The sequence below is a fragment of the Pontibacillus sp. HN14 genome (assembly GCF_021129245.1).
In the GTDB taxonomy this organism is placed as follows: Bacteria; Bacillota; Bacilli; order Bacillales; family BH030062; genus Pontibacillus.
Window position 1 is genome coordinate 16,557 of record NZ_JAJOLR010000006.1, and the last position, 22,131, is coordinate 38,687.

Genomic DNA, 22,131 nt, shown 5'->3' on the forward strand with positions numbered 1-22,131 from the left:
GTTGTAGCGCTAGGGCCAGTTTTTTTGTTGTGTTCTGGTTGATTAGGGCGATCGGAAACTGTCGTGATCTCGCCGTTAGGGGCGGGATTTAGACGTTAGAGAGCGCAATCTTGTTGTCGCGTTCTGGAATCTGGACGTTAGCGGGCTTAACTCTTCGTCTCAATCTGGAATCTAGACGTACGGCCCCCGCCTACGCTTTTCATGAAGGATTAAATGTGCTTTCTTCTTCTTCTCTTGTTTCTTGGTTGTGTTTGTTCTGTTCCATCATTGCTACGACTGGGCAGTAGCGGACGATGCCTTCGGCTACTTTCATGGATGCGAGCATGATCATCATCCAGTTGCCGTCTCTCCATGGTTTTCTTACCATTTTAGCTGTGGAGAAACAGAGCATGGTTAAGCCGAGTGTGATGCGGATCATTGCGTTGATAATACCGATGTTTGGACGTACCATTTTTTTACTCATTCCCTTCAAAACGTTAATGCAGTAAATGTTTGCGTGTGTTACGATAGTAAAAAGATGACAAGCTTTTACATTCAATAGATGGAGTGATGGACGATGAATGAACACCGTTACCGATGGCGCAATCGACAACTTCGAGAACATGTAGCAGTAGTAGATGGTGCACATGCTCCGTCGATCGTATTAACGAATGCCACGTACTTAAACGTTTACTTAAAACAATGGATAGAAGCAAATATATGGATTTACGACGATCGCATTGTCTATGTGGGAGATGCCTTGCCGGATTCGAATGAATCGACTGAGGTCGTTGACTGCACTGGACAATATCTTGTACCGGGCTACATCGAACCACATGCCCATCCGTTTCAGTTATATAATCCCCATCGATTAGCTCAATATGCATTGCAAACCGGAACAACCACGTTAATCAACGACAACTTAGTGTTGCTTTTTTTATTACACAAAAAGAAAGCGTTTTCTTTATTGGAAAACTTGAATGATGTACCAGCTTCGATGTACTGGTGGAGCCGGTTTGACTCTCAATCAGCACTTCAGCAAGAAGATCATTTTCTGAGTGATGAAGATGTTCAATCCTGGCTCGAGCATGACGCCGTTATTCAAGGTGGAGAACTAACTTCATGGCCGAGTGTACTGAAAGATGATGATCGTGTGTTGCACTGGATGCAAGAAACAAAGCGGAAGCGAAAACCGGTAGAAGGACACTTCCCGGGAGCATCTGAGAAGACATTAACGAAAATGAAGCTTCTTGGGACCGATTCCGATCATGAATCGATGACAGGGGAAGAAGTGTGGAATCGAATTCGGCTTGGGTATATGACAGCGCTCAGGTACTCATCGATTCGACCGGACCTTCCGAAGTTATTGCAGGAAATGAAGGATTGGAATATCAAGGTGTATGATCGTTTGATGATGACAACAGATGGAGCGACGCCATCCTTTTATGAGCAAGGCATTATGGATCGTTGTATTGAGATTGCATTAGAGAATGGAGTACCGGATTATGAAGCGTACAGCATGGCCTCGTACAATGCTGCAAAACACTTTGGAATCGATCACCGAATTGGGAGTATCGCCCCTGGTTGCGTCGCTCATATTAACTTTCTAAAGGACCTCGAGCATCCAACTCCGGTATCGGTGTTGGCAAAAGGGAAATGGGTGAAACAAGAAGGGCAAGCGGTTGATGGTATGACTACTTTTGATTGGGATAAGCATGATTTAAGTCCATTGCAAATTGACTGGGAGTTAACCGAACGTGATTTGCAATTTTCTATTCCTCTTGGATTGGAAATGGCGAATGAAGTCATTCTTAGACCCTATGCTGTGCAAACTGAATTATCCGGGGATTCTGTAGGTACAGATAATGAGGCCTTCTTAATGCTGATCGACCGAGATGGGAAGTGGAAAGTGAATTCAATGATTAAAGGGTTTACGCATTCACTTGGTGGTCTTGTCAGTTCTTATTCAAATACAGGCGACTTTATCTTCATTGGGAAGAATAAGTCTGATATGAAGATGGCTTTCGATCGAATGAAAGAAATCGGAGGCGGGATTGTACTGGCCCACGAAGGTGAGATTGTGTATGAGCTTCCATTACCTGTGGCTGGTATGATGTCTGATAAAGAAATGGAAACCATCATTTCAGAAGAGCAGGAATTAAAGCGCATATTAGGAAAGCATGGATATCCATTTCAGGATCCTGTTTATACGTTATTGTTCCTTTCATCTACGCATCTTCCTTTTATACGGATTACACCTAAAGGAATTATGGATGTAAAGAAGAAAGAGGTACTCTTTCCTGCAATAATGCGTTAAAATATAACTATGGTAAAGCAGTAAAGTATTCTTAAGGAAAAGGTGTGTATGGACATGCGTAAGTCGTTAGGCTGGGTGTTTTTACTCATGCTCCTTATCGTGACGGCCTGCTCGGTCGATCAAATGGCGAACAAAGCGAGCGCAGAAAAGCCTGCAGAAGGCGACGTCGAAGAACACTCAACGAAACAAGTGGAACAAACGGAGAAAGAAACGCCTGTAAAAGAGCAAGAGCCCGAGTTTGACAATATGTATCCTTTAACAGGTGAGAAAACGAATGACGATGTGAGTCATCGAATTATGGCTGTTATGGTTAATAATCATTCCTACGCCAGACCTCAAACAGGGTTGAACGATGCGGATCTCGTATATGAAGTATTGGCTGAAGGAAGTATTACAAGATTTGTAGCGTTTTATCATAGCAAGCAGCCTGAAGTGGTCGGTCCTGTCCGGAGTGCTCGCGAGTATTACTTTAACATAGCAAAGGGGTACAATGCGATCTACTTGTACCACGGGGCGGCTGAGTATATTGAGAACAAGCTAAGAGCAGGCGCAATTGATCATTTGAATGGGATGTACTATGATAATGATCGGAATTTATTTAAACGAGAGAATTTCCGCAAAGCTCCACACAATTCGTATATTCTTCTAGATGCTGTCTATGATGTAGCTAAACAAAAAGGCTATAGCGTAACGATGAATCATGAGCCTCTTCCGTTCTTAACAGAAGAAGAGATTCAGTCGCTTGATGGACAGCGAGCATCGAACGTAAAGATTACGTATTCAAACACACCTCAAGAAACAGTCACGTTCAAGTATAATCCTGAAGAAGAAACATACGCACGGTTCAATGACGGAGAAGCAACGGTAGATTATCAAACAAAAGAAGCCACTACGGTGGATAACATTTTTATTGTAGAAACGGGCCATCGGGTAATTGATAGCAAATTGCGCCGCGCCATTGACTTACAATCGGGTGGGAACGGATATCTAATCCAAAAAGGACAAGTGCAGCAAGTCACATGGAAAAACGAAAATGGCAGACTGTACCCTTTTAAAGACGGCAAAAAGCTAGGGTTCGTCCCAGGCAAAACGTGGGTCAATATCGTACCTGAACAACCAGGCTTAAGCCAATCCGTCTCAATCACCTCGCAATAACTAAAGGAGTGTCACACATGCAAATTGATAAATTAAGAGGCAAGGAATTAGACCAATTATTTAAAGCGATTCTAACAATGGAATCAGTAGAAGAATGCTATCAACTATTTGATGACCTAGCGACAATGAACGAGGTACAATCCCTTGCTCAACGTCTAGAAGTAGCTCGCATGCTTCGTGAAGGATTCACGTATCACAAAATCGAAAACGACACAGGCGCATCTACTGCAACCATCTCCCGCGTCAAACGCAGCCTAAACTATGGCAACGACGCCTACGCAATGGCTCTCGATCGCGTTCAAGAATCTGAAAAAGAAAACGAATAATGAGTAGGAAGACTACCCTTTGTGGGTAGTCTTTTTTTATGTAGAGATGGGAGAATTTTCGCGGGGGCTAGAGTCGGTTTGCATTCCGCTAGAGCCTCTCACGGGGAGCTTGAGCCATGCTTGGCAAACTTGAGCCGCTCCGCATTACGCGGGGGGTGGACTGGAGCCGGTTTTTCTTGAACTAGAGCCAGAAATGGAAAACAAGAGTCACAAATCAAGAGGAAGAGCCGGCTTTAGGATATATGAGCCGCTATTTCGGGCGCTTGAGCCAGAAAGAGAAAAAGTAGAGCCAGAACCACCTGAGTATGAGTCACTTATCTCTGACTTGAGCCGTTGCCCCCGAACTTGAGTCGCCCCACATTACGCGGGGGAACTGGAGCCGGTTTTTCTTGAACTCGAGCCAGAAATGGAAAACAAGAGTCACAAATCGAGAGGAAGAGCCGGCTTTAGGATATATGAGCCGCTATTTCGGGCGCTTGAGCCAGAACGAGAAAAAGTAGAGCCAGAACCACTTTCGTATGAGTCGCTTATCTCTGACTTGAGCCACTGCCCCCGCACTTGAGTCGCCTCCGCACTGAGCGGGGGAACTGGAGCCAGTTTTTCTTGAACTCGAGCCAGAAATGGAAAACAAGAGTCACAAATCAAGAGGAAGAGCCGCCTTTAGAAAATATGAGCCGCTATATCGGTCGCTTGAGCCAGAAAGAGAAAAAGTAGAGCCAAAACCACCTGAGTATGAGTCACTTATCTCTGACTTGAGCCACTGCCCCCGAACTTGAGCCGCTCCGCACTAAGCGGGGGAACTGGAGCCGTTTTATCTTGAACTCGAGCCAGAAATGGAAAACAAGAGTCACAAATCAAGAGGAAGAGCCGCCTTTAGAAAATATGAGCCGCTACATCGGGCGCTTGAGCCAGAAATAGAAAAAGTAGAGCCAGAATCACCCGCGTATGAGTCGCTTATCTCTGACTTGAGCCGTTGCCCCCGAACTTGAGCCGCTCCCCTCAAACTTGAGCCGCTCCCCCCGAACTTGAGCTACTCCCCCCGAACTTGAGCCGCTCCACCCAAACTCGAGCTATTCCCCCCCAAAAACATGGGCCGCACCTTCCCTATCTCTGGAAATTGTTTCACGTGTAACTTTTTTAACAATCAAATAATTAGAAAACAAAAGAGATCTAATACAAATAGACAAAAATAGTTAACAAATGATTGATTTCGATTCTAAACACAAAAGAACCCCGCATATCGACGTGGTTCGTCGGCATGCGGGGTTTTGAATGCATTTTAGTACGTTAATTGATCTTCAAGGAAGCTGCGAAGGTCGCTGATGTTCAGGCGAGTCTGTTCCATTGTGTCACGGTTACGTACAGTAACTTGACCGTCTTCTTTGGAATCGAAGTCGTACGTGATACAGAATGGTGTACCGATCTCGTCGTGACGGCGGTAACGTTTACCGATTGAACCAGCGTCGTCGTAGTCGACCATGAAGTGCTTAGAAAGGTCAGCGAATACTTCTTTCGCTTCGTCGCCTAGTTTCTTAGAAAGTGGGAACACGGCTGCTTTGTATGGAGCCACTGCTGGGTGGAACTTCATAACAGTACGGGAAGAGCCGTCTTCTAATTCTTCTTCTTCGTAAGCATCAGCAAGGAAGGCAAGAGCTAAGCGGTCTGCACCAAGGGCAGGCTCGATCACATATGGAATGTAACGCTCGTTTGTTTCCTGGTCGATGTATTTGAAGTCTTCGCCGGAGTGCTCAGCGTGCTGAGTTAGGTCGAAGTCTGTACGGGAAGCAATGCCCCATAATTCGCCCCAGCCCATTGGGAACTGGTACTCGATGTCTGTTGTGGCGTTACTGTAGTGAGATAACTCATCTTCACCATGTTCGCGCAGGCGAAGGTTTTCGCCTTCAATGCCAAGAGACTTCAACCAGTTGTGACAGAAGTTCTTCCAGTAATCGTACCATTCTAACTCTTCACCAGGCTTACAGAAGAATTCCATTTCCATTTGTTCGAATTCACGCGTACGGAAAATGAAGTTACCTGGAGTGATTTCGTTACGGAAGCTCTTACCGATTTGGCCAATACCGAATGGAAGTTTCTTACGCATAGAACGCTGAACGTTTTTGAAGTTCACGAAGATTCCTTGCGCTGTTTCAGGGCGAAGGTAGATGTCATCCGTTGCGCCTTCTGTAACACCTTGTTGCGTTTGGAACATAAGGTTGAACTGACGGATTCCTGTGAAGTTCTTCTCGCCACATGTTGGACAAGCGATGTCATGCTCGTCGATTAGCTTTTCCATTTCTTCAAATGGAAGGCCATCTACGACCATTTCTTTTCCTTCAGCTTCTAGTTTGTTCTCGATCAGTTTGTCTGCGCGGTGACGAGACTTACATTCTTTACAGTCGATCATTGGGTCGTTGAAGTTACCTAAGTGACCAGATGCTTCCCACGTTTTTGGGTTCATTAGGATCGCTGCATCAAGACCTACGTTAAGCGGGTTCTCTTGGATGAACTTTTGCCACCAGGCACGCTTTAAGTTGTTCTTTAATTCAACGCCAAGTGGACCGTAGTCCCATGTGTTCGCAAGGCCGCCGTAGATTTCAGAACCTTGGAAGATAAAGCCGCGATGCTTTGAGTGTGATACTAATTGATCCATTGTAGTTTTCTTAGACATTTGTATGTCCTCCTTTATCACTTCAAGATGTCGTCCCATAACAAATAAAAAAATCTCGTCACTGGGACAATGCCCAGGGACGAGATTAAACCCGCGGTTCCACCCTGATTGATGACTTGCTCGGTTAGCAAGCATCCACTTTATGCGTGCATACTCAGGAATGCCGTTTCTTTAAACCGTTCTCTGAGCTCGCACCGTCCTCAGATCGCTAGGGGAAGGGGGTTTAAATACTATGTTTCCGTCATCATATGATATAAACTTTTTTGTTTTCTAATAGTAGCATAGCTTTTTTTCATTCACAAGTCTACCCGGAAAAAGCCGAACTCCCTTTCGTTTTGAGGGGGGATTTTTGCTATAATGGATGAATGGAATATGGTAAACGGAGGCTAGTGCCATGTACGATATGAAAAAGTGGGAGCACGTGTTTAAACTTGATCCCAATAAAGAGATTTCAGATGAAGATTTAGAGAAAATATGTGAATCGGGAACAGATGCGGTCATTGTCGGCGGCACAGACGATGTGACGCTCGATCAAGTGTTGTCTTTGCTAGCTGGCATACGACGGTATTCGGTTCCTTGTATATTAGAAATATCCAATCTAGAAGCTATTACACCGGGGTATGACTATTATTTTATTCCAATGGTGTTAAATAGTTCAGAAAAACGCTGGATGATGGATGTCCACCACGAAGCTGTGAAAGAATATGGAGATATTACCGATTGGGATGAGATGATTGCTGAAGGGTATTGTATATTAAATCCTGAATCGAAGGCGTTTCAGGCAACGAATAGCGTCATGCCTGATGAGGAAGATGTGATTGCCTATGCCAGAATGTCTGAGCACTTGTTCCGCTTGCCGATCTTTTACCTTGAATATAGTGGGACTTACGGGGACCCAGGGTTAGTTGAGAAAGTTGGTCAAACGCTTGATCAAACCTTGCTGTTCTACGGAGGTGGCATCACGACCCCTGAACAAGCGAAGGAAATGAAAGCTTATGCTGATGTCATTGTTGTTGGAAATGTCATTTACGATAATATGAAACAAGCTTTACAAACGGTAGCAGCCGTAAAAGAACGAGAATAAAGGAGTGTCGCTCTCTTGAGCCCGTTAACAAACGACTTGCTAAAAGGATTAAACGAACAACAGCGTGAAGCCGTAAAAACGACAGATGGTCCGTTACTTCTTATGGCCGGAGCCGGAAGTGGGAAAACCCGAGTGTTGACCCACCGTATCGCTTATTTATTAGGGGAGAAAGAAGTTGCCCCGCGCAACGTGCTTGCGATTACGTTTACGAATAAAGCTGCACGTGAGATGAAGGATCGTGTTGGTGATCTTGTTGGACCAGAAGCACGAGACATGTGGATTTCGACGTTCCACTCTATGTGTGTGCGTATTCTGCGAAGAGATATTGACCGAATTGGGATTAACCGTAACTTCTCCATTCTTGATACAACCGATCAGCTCTCAGTTATTAAACAAGTATTAAAAGATTTAAACTTAGATCCGAAGAAATTTGATCCTCGTGCGATGCTTGGTGCGATTAGTACTGCGAAGAACGAACTGAAAACCCCAGAAGATTTCAGTAAAACGACGGGAAATTATTATGAGCAGCAAACAGCCGCGGTTTATGAGAAGTACCAGAAGACACTACGTAAGAATCAGTCTCTTGATTTTGACGATTTAATTATGCAGACGCTTACGCTTTTCGATCGTCTTCCTGAAGTGTTGGAGTATTATCAGCGCCGGTTCCAATATATCCACGTCGATGAGTACCAGGATACGAACCATGCTCAGTATCAGCTGGTGAAGATGCTTGCTAGTCGCTTTCAGAATTTATGTGTTGTAGGAGACTCCGACCAGTCGATTTATCGTTGGCGCGGGGCGGATATTGCAAACATCATGTCCTTTGAGAAAGACTATCCTACGTCCAAAGTGATTATGCTTGAGCAGAACTACCGTTCCACAAAACGTATTTTAGATGCGGCAAACGAAGTCATTCAGAATAACTCTGGTCGTAAGCCAAAGAACTTATGGACCGATAACGATGATGGGGAGTCGATCTTTTATTACCAGGCTCCTACAGAGCGTGACGAAGGGCTTTTCGTTACGAACAAAATTGAAGACATGGTCCGTGCGACGAAGTTTAAATATAAAGACTGTGCCGTCTTGTATCGGACAAATGCCCAGTCCCGTACGATTGAGGAAACGTTTGTGAAAGCAAATATTCCTTATCAGATCGTTGGAGGTACGAAGTTCTACGATCGTAAAGAAATTAAGGACTTGCTTGCCTATCTTCGTCTTGTTGCCAATCCTGATGATGATATTAGTTTCGGACGAATTGTAAACGAACCTAAGCGCGGTGTTGGTCGTACGTCTCTTGATAACTTACAAATGTATGCAGCGCGCCACGACCTTTCGTTATATGAAGCGGCTGGTGAAGTGGAACAGGTCGGACTTAGTAAACGGGCGACGAATGCGATTCGTGATTTCCACAAAATGATCCGTAATTGGACGCAGCAACAGGATTTCTTATCAGCGACAGATCTTGTAGAAGATGTGCTTAAGATCACAGGATACGAAGATATGTTAAAGAATGAAAATAGCTTAGAAGCGCAGAGCCGCCTTGAGAACATCAATGAGTTCTTATCGGTTACAAAGAACTTTGAAGAGCAGAATGAAGACAAGAGTCTGATTGCCTTTTTAACAGATCTTGCTCTGGTAGCGGATATCAATTCAGCTGATGAGGATCCATTCGCTGATGATAAGGTAACCCTTATGACGCTTCACTCTGCGAAGGGGCTGGAGTTCCCTGTTGTCTTCCTGATTGGCATGGAAGAAAGTGTATTCCCTCACAGTCGTTCCTTGCAGGATGAAGAAGAGATGGAAGAAGAGCGCCGTCTTGCCTATGTGGGGATTACTCGTGCTGAGCAGCAGTTATTCCTGACTAATGCAAAGATGCGTACGTTATTCGGTCGTACAAATATGAATCCAGAGAGCCGTTTCATCTCTGAGATCCCGGCTGAATTAATTGAAGGCAGAAACCAACAGCAATCTTCACCGTTTGGTGGAGGTTTCCAGGACCCTGCTCCATCAGGCTTCAATACAGGTCAACCGAAACCACCGAAGCGAAAGGCGACTACGATGAAAAAATCAGCAGCATCCGGTGCTGAGAGTGGTGATTTTGCAGTCGGTGATAAAGTCTCTCATAAGAAGTGGGGAGTAGGAACGGTTGTGAAAGTACAGGGAGAAGGGGACTCTAAAGAATTAGATATTGCCTTCCCTGCACCAAATGGCATTAAGCGCGTATTGGCTAAATTTGCCCCGATTACTAAGCAATAGCTTTGAGGTGAACGTATGAATAAAGAAGAAGCGAAGAAGAGAATTGATGAACTGCGACGTCAGTTAGAGCAATACAATTATGAGTATCATACACTTGATCAGCCCTCTGTTTCGGACCATGAATATGATAAGTTAACACGTGAGCTCATTGATTTAGAAGAAGAACATCCCGATCTGGTCACCCCTGATTCTCCTTCTCAGCGGGTAGGCGGCAAGCCTCTTGATGCTTTCCAAAAGGTTCAGCACGAAATTCCGATGCTCAGCCTGGGGAATGCCTTTGACGATCAGGAACTCCGTGACTTTGATCGCCGCGTGCGTGAAGGAGTCGACGGAGAAGACGTCAGTTACGTTTGCGAACTGAAAATTGATGGACTGGCGATTTCCTTAAAATATGAAGATGGTTTACTTGTTCGTGGTGCCACGCGAGGTGACGGGACAACGGGTGAAGATATTACCCAGAACTTAAAGACCATTAAAAGCATACCTCTTCGTATTGAGCAGCAGGAGCCGATCGAGGTGCGCGGTGAAGCGTTTATGCCACACCGTTCTTTCTTAGCGATGAATGAAGCTCGTGAAGCGAACGGAGAAGAGCCATTTGCAAACCCGCGTAATGCGGCTGCAGGTTCTCTTCGCCAGCTTGATCCAAAGATTGCAGCGAAGCGGAATTTAGATATATTTTTATATGGCGTTGGCCAGTGGGAAGCAGGCGAGCTTGAATCCCACAGTGAGCGCCTCGAGTATATGAAGTCTCTTGGATTTAAAACAAATCCAGAATGGAAAAAGTGTAACGATATTGATGAAGTGATCGACTATGTTCATAAGTGGACAGAGGAACGTCCGAACTTAAATTATGAAATTGATGGGATTGTCATTAAGGTAGACAACCTTGAGCAACAGGAAACGCTAGGGTTTACTGCAAAGAGCCCGCGCTGGGCAACTGCTTTTAAATTCCCAGCAGAAGAAGCCATTACAAAGCTTACGGATATCGAGTTAAGTGTCGGTCGTACAGGTGCCGTCACACCTACCGCTATTTTAGACCCTGTCCAGGTAGCGGGCACAACGGTAGGGCGCGCGTCTCTTCATAATGAAGACTTAATTCGTGAGAAAGATATTCGAATTGGGGACACCGTCGTTATTAAAAAAGCGGGGGACATTATCCCGGAAGTGGTGCGTGTCATTACAGAACAGCGTACCGGGGAAGAAGAACCGTTCTCTATGCCTGACGTATGTCCGGAATGCGGGAGTGATTTAGAACGTCTGGAGGAAGAGGTAGCCTTGCGCTGCATCAATCCAAACTGCCCGGCGCAGCTCCGTGAGGGACTGATTCACTTTGTATCCCGCAATGCGATGAACATTGACGGGCTTGGTGAGAAAGTAATTGCCCAATTGTTCCGTGAGAATCTTGTTCATACCATTGCTGATTTGTATAAGCTTGATAAAGATGAACTTTTACAGCTTGAGCGAATGGGGGAGAAGTCTGCAGATAACCTTCTTTCATCCATTTCCGTTTCGAAAGAGAACTCATTAGAGCGTTTGCTATTTGGTCTTGGTATTCGTTTTGTCGGATCGAAAGGTGCCCAGATGCTAGCCGAAGAGTTTGAAACGATGGACCGTTTACGTGAAGCGACGTATGAGGAACTGGTTGCGATTCAAGATATCGGGGAGAAGATGGCCGATTCCGTTGTGCGTTACTTTGAAAAAGAACCGGTTATCGAGTTAATTGATGAATTGAAAGAGCTCGGTTTGAATATGGAGTATAAAGGTCGTAAGAAAAGTGACGACGCTTTGGATTCTCCATTTTCGGGGAAAACCATTGTTATTACTGGTAAGATGGAGAATTACAGCCGAAATGACGTGAAAGCCCACGTTGAAGCATTAGGTGGTAAAGTGACAGGAAGTGTGAGCAAGAATACGGATATGCTCATAGCTGGTGAGGACGCTGGATCGAAGTATGAGAAAGCAGAGAAGCTAGGTGTTGATATCTGGGATGAAGCTCGCTTCCAATCTGCGTTACAGGAATAGGGAGAGTGGAGACGGATGAAACGGATCGCATGGATATTGAGCCTTGTCATTTTAATGGCAGGGTGCGCTCCGACCTATGATAAACAGGAAGAGAAATTAATGCAGGAAACGCAGGAGAACAGTCAGAGGGAAAAAGCGATTGTGCCGAAGTATAGTATATCTGATGAGTACTATCTTCCTCTTGTGCGTGAAGACGAGTATGTACCTAGTAAGGCCAGGGGAATTATCGTACGTCAAATCGATAATCGATTAGATATTGAAGAGATGGAAACCGGACTAAGACGTCATTCGAAAGCAGTGTATGATCCTGGTGAATACTTCTTTCAGGATGGTCAGTACTTAACCACGGATATATTAGATGACTGGCTCGACAGAAAAGAGAACTCAGACGGGAAAAATGGAACGCCGAACGGCTTAAACCCTTCCCTTAAATTGGGCGCATCTGAAGAGCAGTATCGCGATAATCCTGTCTACTTGTCTCATATCTTAGAACAAGATTTCTTTAAGAAGACGGAAGAGAATGTGGTCGACCTAAAAGGGATCTCAATCGGACTTGCGATGAAATCTCAGTATGAATTTCAGGTAGAGAAGTGGGGCGCATCTTATTATGAGGAAATCCCACGAGATGAGTTGCTTACCCAAGGGAAGAAGATGGCTCAGAAGGTGTTAGAACGTCTTCGGAAAATGGAAGACCTTCAAGATGTACCGATTATGATTACAATTTATCAGCAAGAGGCGAAGTCATCTGTGGTGCCAGGAAACTTCGTGGCGAAAACGACAGTTGAAGGAAGTGACATGAAGATTAGTAAATGGGAGACGGTGGATGAGAAATACGTTTTATTCCCTTCTGATGAAGCGGAGCAAAACTACAAGAAAGAATACGAGGACATGGTGGATTTCCAAAACGATGTCGCCAACTACTTCCCGAACTATATCGGAGTAGTAGGGAAAGGCTTCTATAAGAACGGGGAACTGGTCAATATGGAAGTCACGATCCCGATTGAATTTAAAGGAAAAGCCGAAATTGTCTCACTCACCCAATACGTCTATTCTCTCATTATGGAGAACTTCCCGAACTACTTCGGAATTGAAGTGAAAATCGAATCACATGAAGGACAGGAAAGTCTCATCGTCCGAAAACAAGGCGAAGACAAACCCTTCGTCCACATCTACGACAAATAACAAGAAAAGGACACCGCCTAAAGCGCTGTCCTTTTCTTTTATGCTGTAGAGGACCGCTGGGTGTCTGACACCCTTTAGTACTGTGCAGATACATAGAGTGTCTGGCACGCTTTACTCTGTTGCAGTGATTCCTTTATCTCACGACGGTTCAGTCTATACGTTGCTACCCGGACGCTTGCGCTTTTGAATATAGGCGCATGCCTATTTACTTTTTCTTTTAGAATATGTTAGAATTTTTTATAAGATTAAAACCGAGTAAACTTATAAGGATTGTATAAATTTACCCCAATGAGGTGAAGGGTATGGGAAGAGAGTTTATTGATTTGTTTGATGGTTGGGCTGCGTCTTATGATCAGACCGTGTCTGGGGAGGACGTTGAATATAAAGAAGTATTTGCAGATTACGATGGGATCCTGGACGCTGTCGTTGATCATACAAAGGGTCCAAATGTTATGGAATTTGGCGTCGGCACTGGCAATTTAACGAAGAAGTTGATTAACCGGGGGCATTCTGTAATTGGAATAGAGCCGTCTTCGGAGATGTTGAAGATTGCACAGATTAAAGTACCAGATGCAAAGGTGTATGACGGAGACTTTATTGAGTTCCCAAAACCTGAGGTTCAGGTCGACTCTATTGTTAGCAGTTACGCATTTCACCACCTCACAGATGAGGAAAAGGAAATGGCGATTAGTAAGTACAGCCATTTATTAAAGAAAGGGGCGCGGATTGTTTTCGCTGATACGGTTTTCGAAACGCAAGCTTCAAAAAGGAGAGCCATTGAAACAGCTATTGCATCGCACTATAACAATCTCGCTGATGATCTGTCCGCTGAGTATTATACGGACATTCCGACACTGCAAAGAATCTGTAAGAAATATGACTTTGAAGTACTGTTTGAGCAGAAGAATAAATATGTTTGGGTAATGGTAGCAGAGAAAAAATAAATTCAATAAAAAAGGGAGAGGTTTATCCATGCCAATGAACGTAGAAAGTTTTAACTTAGATCACACAAAAGTCAAAGCACCATATGTACGCTTAGTTGGAATTACAGAAGGACCAAAGGGAGATAAGGTATACAAATACGATCTTCGCGTTAAGCAACCGAACAAAGACCATATGAACATGCCTGCTCTCCATTCGTTAGAGCACATGCTGGCTGAGTTCAGTCGTAACCACCATGATCATATCTTAGATATTGGTCCAATGGGATGCCAGACTGGTTTCTATATTGCCGTATTAAATGACGGAAGTTACGAAAATGTTCTAACAGTTATTGAAAATGCATTAAAAGATATCCTAGAAGCTACTGAAGTGCCGGCTTGTAACGAAGTGCAGTGTGGATTTGCTGCTAGTCACAGCCTAGAAGGAGCGAAGCAGCTGGCTCAGGAACTGCTAGAAAAACGAGATGAATGGACAGAGGTTTTCGCTGAACAACAATAAGGAGCGAACAATATGCAGTACGTTACAAGCATTCAACAACTCATTGGTCACACCCCTCTTATGGAACTCCGAAATGTAGGAGTTCCTGAGGGTGTGCGCCTCTTTGCAAAGTTAGAGTATTTCAATCCAGGGGGGAGCATTAAAGATCGGCTCGGTCAGAAATTGCTCGATCATGCTCTAATGTCAGGTGAATTAAAGCCGGGAGGCACCATTATTGAACCTACAGCTGGTAATACAGGAATAGGATTAGCTCTCGCCGCTATAGGTCGAGGGTTTCGAGTGATGTTCGTTGTCCCGCAGAAATTTAGTATGGAAAAGCAGACTCTTATGAAGGCGTTAGGGGCAGAAATTATTAATACTCCAACGGAAGATGGCATGAAAGGCGCGATTGAAAAGGCGCAAGAACTGGCTCAAGAGTTAAATGCCTTTTGTCCGCAACAGTTTGATAATGAAGCAAATCCAGAAACCTATTATGAAACGCTGGGTCCTGAAATCTATGATTCTCTTGATGGCAAAGTAGATGTATTCGTAGCAGGTGGCGGTACTGGCGGAACATTTATGGGAACGGCACGTTTTTTGAAAGAGCAGAATCCTTCTATTAAAACCGCGATCGTGGAGCCAGAAGGTTCTATTCTAAACGGGGGAGAAGCGGGGTCCCATCGTACAGAAGGAATTGGAATGGAGTTTCTGCCAAGGTATATGGACACGGACTACTTTGACAGCATCCATACGATTTCTGATCTTGATGCTTTCCGCGCGGTGAAGGTGCTAGCGGAGAAAGAAGGATTGCTCGTGGCGAGTTCTTCTGGGGCGGCTTTTGTAGCGGCAATGAAAGAAGCGGAGCAAGCGAAGCCAGGCACGCATATTGTAACGGTATTTCCAGACAGCAGTGAACGTTATTTAAGCCAAGGAATTTATGAGGAGTGAGCATATGAGAAGGAAAACACAACTAATACATGGTGGTATTACAGGTGATGACCAAACAGGGGCCGTTTCTGTTCCGATCTATCAGGTAAGTACGTACAAACAAGACGGCGTCGGGAAACACAAAGGATACGAGTACTCGAGAACAGGAAATCCAACGCGACATGCACTAGAAGAGCTGATTAAAGACTTAGAAGGTGGGCATGCCGGATTTGCATTTGGGTCTGGAATGGCTGCTATTACGTCTATTCTTATGATGTATAAGAGTGGAGACCACCTTATCATAACGGATGATGTGTACGGAGGAACTTATCGCCTTCTTTCTGGTGTGCTTAGTCGTTTTAACCTTGATGTGACATTTGTAGATACTTCTGATGTTGATCAGATTGAAGAGGCCATTCGTCCAAATACGAAGGCGGTGTATGTAGAAACGCCAACGAACCCTTTGCTTAAGATTACAGATCTTGAAGCAGTATCTCGTCTCACGAAAGAAAAAGGGTTTACTTTTATCGTTGATAATACATTCAGTACTCCTTATTGGCAGAACCCAATTGAGAAGGGTGCGGACATTGTGCTTCATAGCGCAACAAAGTATCTGGGTGGCCATAGTGATGTGGTAGCAGGCCTTGTTGTCGTGAACTCCGAACAGCTAGCAGAGGAATTGCATTACGTACAGAACTCAGCAGGCGCGGTATTAGGACCGCAAGATTCCTGGTTACTAATGAGAGGAATTAAAACGTTAGGCATTCGTATGGAAGAAATCGAATCGAATACCCACGCGTTTGTATCGTTCCTTCAAGAACACCCGGAAGTGACAACGATCTATTACCCTGGTTTAAAAGACCATACTGGGCACGACATCCATGCCCTCCAGGCTAGAGGAGCAGGCGGCATGATTTCCTTTGATGTCGGAAGTGATGAGAATGCGGAGAAGCTGTTACAGAACTTAAAGTACTTTACACTAGCAGAAAGTTTAGGCGCTGTAGAGAGCTTGATCTCTGTTCCGGCAAAAATGACTCACGCTTCTATTCCGAGTGAGCGCAGGGCTGAATTAGGAATTACGGACGGACTTGTTCGGGTATCTATTGGACTTGAAGATATAGAAGATTTAAAAGAGGATTTTGTGCAGGCATTGAAAGGTGAATAACTAGAATAAGAAGCTCAGAGATTGATCTGGGCTTCTTTTATAATTTAAAAAAAGATGTTTTATTTCTCATGAGAAAGGGTAATTAAAATAGCTGTAAGAAATACAAATGTCGCTATTAGGATTTTTTTCTAAAAAAAGATAAAAATGACAAAAGTTCTAGATTTAATTTTATAAATTATGATGAATACATATAGGCAATTCTATTTATATTATTACATATGCAACAAAATGATGTATAATAATACAAAATAATACGAAGAACTTATTAATCACAATGTTCTGATAATTTCTTTATGTTATAGTACTTGTTGTATATCAATTGCGAATTCTTTATGCTTACCATACATTACTTGTCAGAATTATAAGAAAAATGTATGGTATTGTATATAAAATGCATTGAAAAGGAGGGGGCGTCGAATGTTAACAACTGCAACATGGATGTGGCTCTTTATTCCCATGCCGTTATTAATTATCCTATCAACCATTACTTTATTTACTGGAAGGAGAGAATAGAACTTAATGAATATAGCTACGTTAATTACGTTTATCGTTTATTTATTAGGAATGCTTTTAATTGGTGTTATTGCATCAAGAATGACAAATGACCTATCCGATTATGTGTTAGGTGGTCGACGCTTAGGACCAGGTGTTGCTGCGTTAAGTGCAGGGGCTTCTGATATGAGTGGTTGGCTATTGCTTGGTTTACCAGGTGCTGTTTATGCTTCAGGTCTATCTGCTGCATGGATTGGGATTGGACTAGCCATTGGTGCTTATTTAAACTGGCAGTTTGTTGCACGTCGCCTTCGTGTCTACACAGAAGTTGCGAACGATTCCATTACAGTACCGGACTTCTTAGAAAATCGCTTCCATGATACATCACATATTTTACGTGTGATCTCCGCACTTGTAATCTTATTCTTCTTCACCTTCTACACATCCTCAGGTATGGTAGGTGGAGCTAAATTATTTGCTGCATCCTTTGACATGGGGTATAACCAAGCCCTTTGGATTGGTGCGATTGTTATTATCTCGTATACCTTCTTAGGTGGTTTCCTTGCGGTAAGTTGGACAGACTTCTTCCAGGGAATTCTGATGTTTGTTGCTTTACTTGCTGTACCAATCGTTGCAATCAGCGAACTTGGTGGATGGAATGAAGTTGTAACCATGGTAAGTGAGATTGATGCAACGCGTCTTGATATGGTTAAAGGTGTTGGAGTCTTAAGTGTTATCTCATCCCTTGCCTGGGGACTTGGTTACTTCGGACAGCCGCACATCTTAACTCGTTTTATGGCGTTACGTTCTCCTAAAGACGTGCCAAAAGCTCGTTTCATCGGTATGACTTGGATGATTCTTGGTCTTTACGGCGCAATCTTCACAGGTCTTGTAGGTATCGCTTATGTAGCCAATGGCGGTACAGCAGGAGAGCTTGCTGACTTAGGTGTTAAAATCGTTCAACAAGATGGATTAAGCATGATCCCGGACTCAACTGAAGCTGAGAAGATCTTCATTGCGTTCTCACAGATCTTGTTCCACCCTATTATTGCAGGTATCTTACTAGCAGCGATCTTGTCTGCGATTATGAGTACCATTGACTCTCAGCTGCTTGTGTCTTCATCAGCAGTAGCAGAGGACTTCTACAAAGCAATCTTACGCAAGAACGCTTCTGAGCGTGAACTTGTATGGGTTGGTCGTATTTCAGTAGCCGTGATCGCCCTATTAGCGATTGCTCTAGCATACGGTGCACAAAGCTCTGTACTTGAGCTTGTAAGTTACGCTTGGGCAGGATTTGGTGCCGCATTTGGTCCAATCATTCTCCTAAGCCTGTTCTGGAAAGGTCTTTCTCGTAACGGTGCGGTAGCTGGTATCCTTGTAGGTGCTGCTACAGTCGTTGTTTGGGGAGATTGGTTAAACCCTGTTGAAGGTAAAGACTGGACAAATATCTTCGGTCTTTACGAAATTGTACCAGGATTTATCCTTTGTACAGTTGTTGCTATTATCTTTAGCGCAGCAGGTGGCGGACCATCTAAAGAAATTCAAGCTGAATTTGATAAAGCAAATAGCTAATTGTTTGATGAGAGCCTCTTCTTTTAAGAAGGGGCTCTTTTTATAGCTCTTTCCGTTATAGTATAGGGATAAACATTTTGTCGCCAGATAGTGTGGGGTCTACGTCGGACTTCCTCATTCTCACCCCGCCTGCGCTTTTCTGGTTGCTTTTCTTAGCAGGAAGATTGATTATATCCCTTAGTTTTTGGTATTATCATTATTATGTGATGTTCGATACGAATGGAGGTTAAAGGATGTCTAGAATTAGTAAAGAGCAAGTGAAACACGTGGCTCATTTAGCGCGTTTACACGTTTCTGAAGAGGAAGCGGAGCGTTTCACGAAACAGTTGGATGATATTATTTCGTTTGCGGAGCAATTAAACGAGTTGGATACAGAAGGGGTCGAGCCTACGACACACGTTCAGGACCTTAAGAATGTAATGCGTAAGGACGAGCCGAAGAAGTGGATTACACAAGAAGAAGCGCTTAAGAATGCGCCAGAAACGCAAGATGGTCAAATCCGTGTACCATCTATTTTGGAATAGGAGGGTGACGAATGTCTCTTTTTGATTATAAATTATCAGATCTTCAAGAAATGCTACATAAGAAAGAGATCAGCGTAAATGATCTTCTGGATGAAGCATATAATCGCATCAGCGAAGTAGACGGAGACGTGAAAGCCTTCATTACGTTAAATGAAGAAACTGCTCGTGCTCGTGCGAAAGAATTAGATGAATTAAGAGGTACGCCAGAAGGACGCGGCCTATTATTCGGTATGCCAATTGGTGTAAAGGATAACATCGTAACGAAAGGGCTTCGTACTACAGCTGCCAGCCAAATTTTAGATAACCTAACAGATCCATTATATGACGCAACCGTTGTGCAAAAGCTTGATGCCGCTGAAGCGATTAACGTTGGTAAGTTAAACATGGACGAGTTCGCAATGGGTTCTTCCAATGAAAACTCAAGCTACTATGCAACCCGTAACCCTTGGAATACAGACTATGTACCAGGTGGTTCTAGTGGTGGTTCTGCAGCAGCGGTCGCAGCAGGTGAAGTGCCGTTCTCATTAGGCTCTGACACAGGTGGTTCCATCCGCCAACCAGCAGCGTATTGTGGTGTTGTAGGTCTTAAACCGACGTATGGCCGTGTGTCTCGTTTCGGTCTAATTGCTTTCGCATCTTCTCTAGATCAAATTGGTCCATTAACTCGTACGGTTGAGGATAATGCGTACATTCTAGAGACGATTGCAGGCCTTGATCAGATGGACTCTACTTCTGCAGACATTGAAGTACCAAAATACACAGAAGCTCTTACAGGTGATGTAAAAGGCCTTAAGATCGGTGTACCGAAAGAATACCTTGCTGAAGGTGTTTCTGAGGAAGTAAAAGAGGCCGTTCAAAAAGCTCTAAAAGTATACGAAGATATGGGCGCGACGTGGGAGGAAGTTACACTACCTCACTCTAAATATGCTCTTTCTACGTATTATCTACTAGCTTCATCTGAAGCATCTGCTAACCTTGCACGCTTCGATGGTGTTCGTTATGGTCGTCGTTCTCCAAATGCTGAGAATATGCTTGATATGTTCAAACTATCCCGTAGTGAAGGCTTTGGTGACGAAGTGAAGCGTCGTATTATGCTTGGTACATTTGCGCTAAGCTCTGGTTACTACGATGCATATTATAAGAAAGCACAACAAGCTCGTACGCTCATCAAGAAAGACTTTGACGATGTACTAGCGGATTACGATGTCATCATTGGACCAACAACGCCAACACCAGCCTTTAAAGTAGGCGAGAAGACAGAAGATCCACTAACGATGTATGCGAACGATATCCTAACGATCCCTGTAAACCTTGCAGGTGTTCCAGGAATCTCTGTACCATGTGGGTTCTCTAAAGATGGACTTCCAATTGGTCTTCAGATTATTGGTAAGCACTTCGATGAAGCAACGGTTTACCGTGCAGCACATGCTTACGAACAGGCGACTGATTTCCATACACAAAAGCCAAGCCTGGGAGGTGCGAAGTAATGAACTTTGAAACAGTTATTGGTATTGAAGTACACGTTGAGCTAAAGACAGCTTCTAAAATCTTTAGCCCGAGCCCGAACATGTTCGGTGACCAGCCGAATACAAACGTGAACCCAATCGACTTAGGGTACCCAGGTGTTCTGCCTGTCCTAAACGAAGAGGTTGTCAATTACGCAATGAAAGCTGCGATGGCATTAAATTGCGACATCGCTACTCATACAAAGTTTGACCGGAAGAACTACTTCTACCCGGACAACCCGAAAGCGTATCAAATCTCTCAATTTGATCAGCCGATCGGTGAGAATGGGTATATCGACATCGAAGTAGACGGCAAGACAAAGCGTATCGGAATTACGCGTCTTCATATCGAAGAAGATGCTGGTAAATTAACGCACAGTGACGACGGCTATTCCCTAGTCGACTACAACCGTCAGGGTACACCGCTTGTTGAGATCGTTTCTGAGCCAGACATCGCTTCTCCTGAAGAAGCTTATAAATACCTTGAGAAACTGAAGAACATCATTCAATACACTGGCGTATCTGATTGTAAGATGGAAGAAGGTTCTCTTCGTGCCGATGCGAACATTTCGATCCGTCCAATTGGTCAGGAAGAATTCGGTACGAAAACTGAGCTTAAGAACTTAAACTCCTTCTCCTTTGTTCAAAAAGGACTAGAGTTTGAAGAAAAGCGTCAGCAGAAAGTACTTGAATCAGGTGGCGAGATCCTTCAAGAAACGCGCCGTTTCGATGAAGCGACGAAAGAAACGATCCTGATGCGTGTCAAAGAAGGTTCGGATGACTACCGTTACTTCCCAGAGCCAGACCTTGTACCTCTTTACGTGAGCGAAGACTGGAAAGAGCGCGTCCGTGCTGAGATTCCAGAGCTTCCAGATGCTCGTAAAGCTCGTTACATTAATGAACTTGGCTTACCTGAGTACGACGCAATGGTTCTTACAAACAATAAAGAGCTATCTGACTTCTTCCAAGAAACAATTGATGCTGGGGCAGATGTGAAACAAGCATCAAACTGGATGATGGGTGAAGTATCAGCTTACTTGAACAAGCAACAGAAAGAACTATCAGACGTTGCGTTAACACCTGCTAATCTTGCTAAGGTCATTAAGCTAATTGAAGATGGCACCATTTCTTCTAAGATCGCGAAGAAAGTATTCGCTGAAACTGTAGAAAATGGAACAGAGCCAGGACAATACGTGAAAGACCAAGGCATGGGTCAGATTTCTGACGAAGGACAGCTACGTGAGATCATCACAGGCATACTTGATCAGAATCAGCAATCAATTGAAGACTATAAGAACGGAAAAGACCGTGCGCTAGGCTTCCTTGTTGGTCAAACGATGAAAGCGACTAAAGGACAAGCGAATCCACCAATGGTGAACAAGATTATCGTTGAAGAAATGGATAAGCGCTAAAAAAGATAAACATCGCATGAAAGCACGCTGCTACAGCGTGCTTTTGTGTGGGTTGTAAAAAGGAAAATAAGCCTAATAGGAAAAACTTTTCAAATGAATGAAAAAGGTTTATGATGATGTAAGGAA

General features: G+C 43.9%; 17 protein-coding genes. 15 read left to right on the forward strand and 2 right to left on the reverse strand.

The genetic code is table 11. From position 1 onward, the window contains the following. Positions 1-199 precede the first annotated feature (199 nt). On the reverse strand, positions 200-463 hold the full coding sequence (locus tag LQ226_RS16525) for a YgaP family membrane protein (RefSeq protein ID WP_231419078.1): 264 nt from the start codon (positions 461-463) through the stop codon (positions 200-202). Positions 464-556: 93 nt separating this feature from the next. Here LQ226_RS16525 and LQ226_RS16530 point away from each other — a divergent pair, with 93 nt between their 5' ends. From LQ226_RS16530 to LQ226_RS16540, 3 genes are read left to right on the forward strand one after another with little or no spacing between them, the layout of a single operon-like run. Continuing rightward, complete coding sequence (locus LQ226_RS16530) at positions 557-2,296, forward strand: adenine deaminase C-terminal domain-containing protein (protein WP_231419079.1); 1,740 nt, start codon at positions 557-559, stop codon at positions 2,294-2,296. 54 nt (positions 2,297-2,350) lie between these two features. Further along, positions 2,351-3,451, forward strand: a complete 1,101-nt coding sequence (locus LQ226_RS16535; RefSeq protein ID WP_231419081.1) for a DUF3048 domain-containing protein — start codon at positions 2,351-2,353, stop codon at positions 3,449-3,451. A gap of 17 nt (positions 3,452-3,468) precedes the next feature. Beyond that, the gene (locus LQ226_RS16540) at positions 3,469-3,777 is read left to right on the forward strand and encodes a YerC/YecD family TrpR-related protein (RefSeq protein ID WP_231419083.1); all 309 of its coding nucleotides are present in this window, start codon (positions 3,469-3,471) and stop codon (positions 3,775-3,777) included. Positions 3,778-5,056: 1,279 nt separating this feature from the next. On the opposite strand, the gene LQ226_RS16545 is transcribed toward LQ226_RS16540, so the two are convergent. Beyond that, entirely contained in the window at positions 5,057-6,445 is a 1,389-nt protein-coding gene (locus LQ226_RS16545) for a glycine--tRNA ligase (RefSeq protein ID WP_231419084.1), read from the reverse strand. 394 nt (positions 6,446-6,839) lie between these two features. Here LQ226_RS16545 and pcrB point away from each other — a divergent pair, with 394 nt between their 5' ends. The 12 genes from pcrB (at position 6,840) to gatB (ending at position 22,005) form a co-directional block, all read left to right on the forward strand. Next, positions 6,840-7,529: a heptaprenylglyceryl phosphate synthase gene (pcrB, locus tag LQ226_RS16550; protein ID WP_231419085.1), complete on the forward strand. Its 690-nt coding sequence runs from the start codon at positions 6,840-6,842 to the stop codon at positions 7,527-7,529. Positions 7,530-7,544: 15 nt separating this feature from the next. Next, complete coding sequence (gene pcrA, locus LQ226_RS16555) at positions 7,545-9,785, forward strand: DNA helicase PcrA (protein WP_231419086.1); 2,241 nt, start codon at positions 7,545-7,547, stop codon at positions 9,783-9,785. 15 nt (positions 9,786-9,800) lie between these two features. Further along, positions 9,801-11,807 (forward strand): NAD-dependent DNA ligase LigA, encoded by a 2,007-nt coding sequence (gene ligA, locus LQ226_RS16560; protein WP_231419087.1) that lies wholly within the window; start codon positions 9,801-9,803, stop codon positions 11,805-11,807. A 15-nt stretch (positions 11,808-11,822) separates the two neighbouring features. Next, the gene (locus LQ226_RS16565) at positions 11,823-12,989 is read left to right on the forward strand and encodes a CamS family sex pheromone protein (RefSeq protein WP_231419088.1); all 1,167 of its coding nucleotides are present in this window, start codon (positions 11,823-11,825) and stop codon (positions 12,987-12,989) included. Positions 12,990-13,291: 302 nt separating this feature from the next. Next, the gene (locus tag LQ226_RS16570; RefSeq protein WP_231419089.1) at positions 13,292-13,933 is read left to right on the forward strand and encodes a class I SAM-dependent DNA methyltransferase; all 642 of its coding nucleotides are present in this window, start codon (positions 13,292-13,294) and stop codon (positions 13,931-13,933) included. A 28-nt stretch (positions 13,934-13,961) separates the two neighbouring features. After that, on the forward strand, positions 13,962-14,429 hold the full coding sequence (locus tag LQ226_RS16575; protein WP_231419090.1) for an S-ribosylhomocysteine lyase: 468 nt from the start codon (positions 13,962-13,964) through the stop codon (positions 14,427-14,429). A gap of 12 nt (positions 14,430-14,441) precedes the next feature. Then, entirely contained in the window at positions 14,442-15,356 is a 915-nt protein-coding gene (locus LQ226_RS16580; RefSeq protein ID WP_231419092.1) for a PLP-dependent cysteine synthase family protein, read from the forward strand. A gap of 4 nt (positions 15,357-15,360) precedes the next feature. Further along, entirely contained in the window at positions 15,361-16,500 is a 1,140-nt protein-coding gene (locus LQ226_RS16585; RefSeq protein ID WP_231419093.1) for a bifunctional cystathionine gamma-lyase/homocysteine desulfhydrase, read from the forward strand. A 519-nt stretch (positions 16,501-17,019) separates the two neighbouring features. Then, a complete protein-coding gene (putP, locus tag LQ226_RS16590; RefSeq protein WP_231419095.1) occupies positions 17,020-18,564 on the forward strand; it encodes a sodium/proline symporter PutP in 1,545 nt (514 codons plus the stop codon). Between the two features lie 233 nt (positions 18,565-18,797). After that, positions 18,798-19,088, forward strand: a complete 291-nt coding sequence (gene gatC, locus LQ226_RS16595; protein WP_231419096.1) for an Asp-tRNA(Asn)/Glu-tRNA(Gln) amidotransferase subunit GatC — start codon at positions 18,798-18,800, stop codon at positions 19,086-19,088. An 11-nt stretch (positions 19,089-19,099) separates the two neighbouring features. Then, positions 19,100-20,575, forward strand: a complete 1,476-nt coding sequence (gene gatA, locus LQ226_RS16600; RefSeq protein WP_231419102.1) for an Asp-tRNA(Asn)/Glu-tRNA(Gln) amidotransferase subunit GatA — start codon at positions 19,100-19,102, stop codon at positions 20,573-20,575. After that, positions 20,575-22,005, forward strand: a complete 1,431-nt coding sequence (gatB, locus tag LQ226_RS16605; protein ID WP_231419104.1) for an Asp-tRNA(Asn)/Glu-tRNA(Gln) amidotransferase subunit GatB — start codon at positions 20,575-20,577, stop codon at positions 22,003-22,005. Before gatA ends, gatB begins: the two co-directional genes overlap by 1 nt. Positions 22,006-22,131 lie beyond the last annotated feature (126 nt).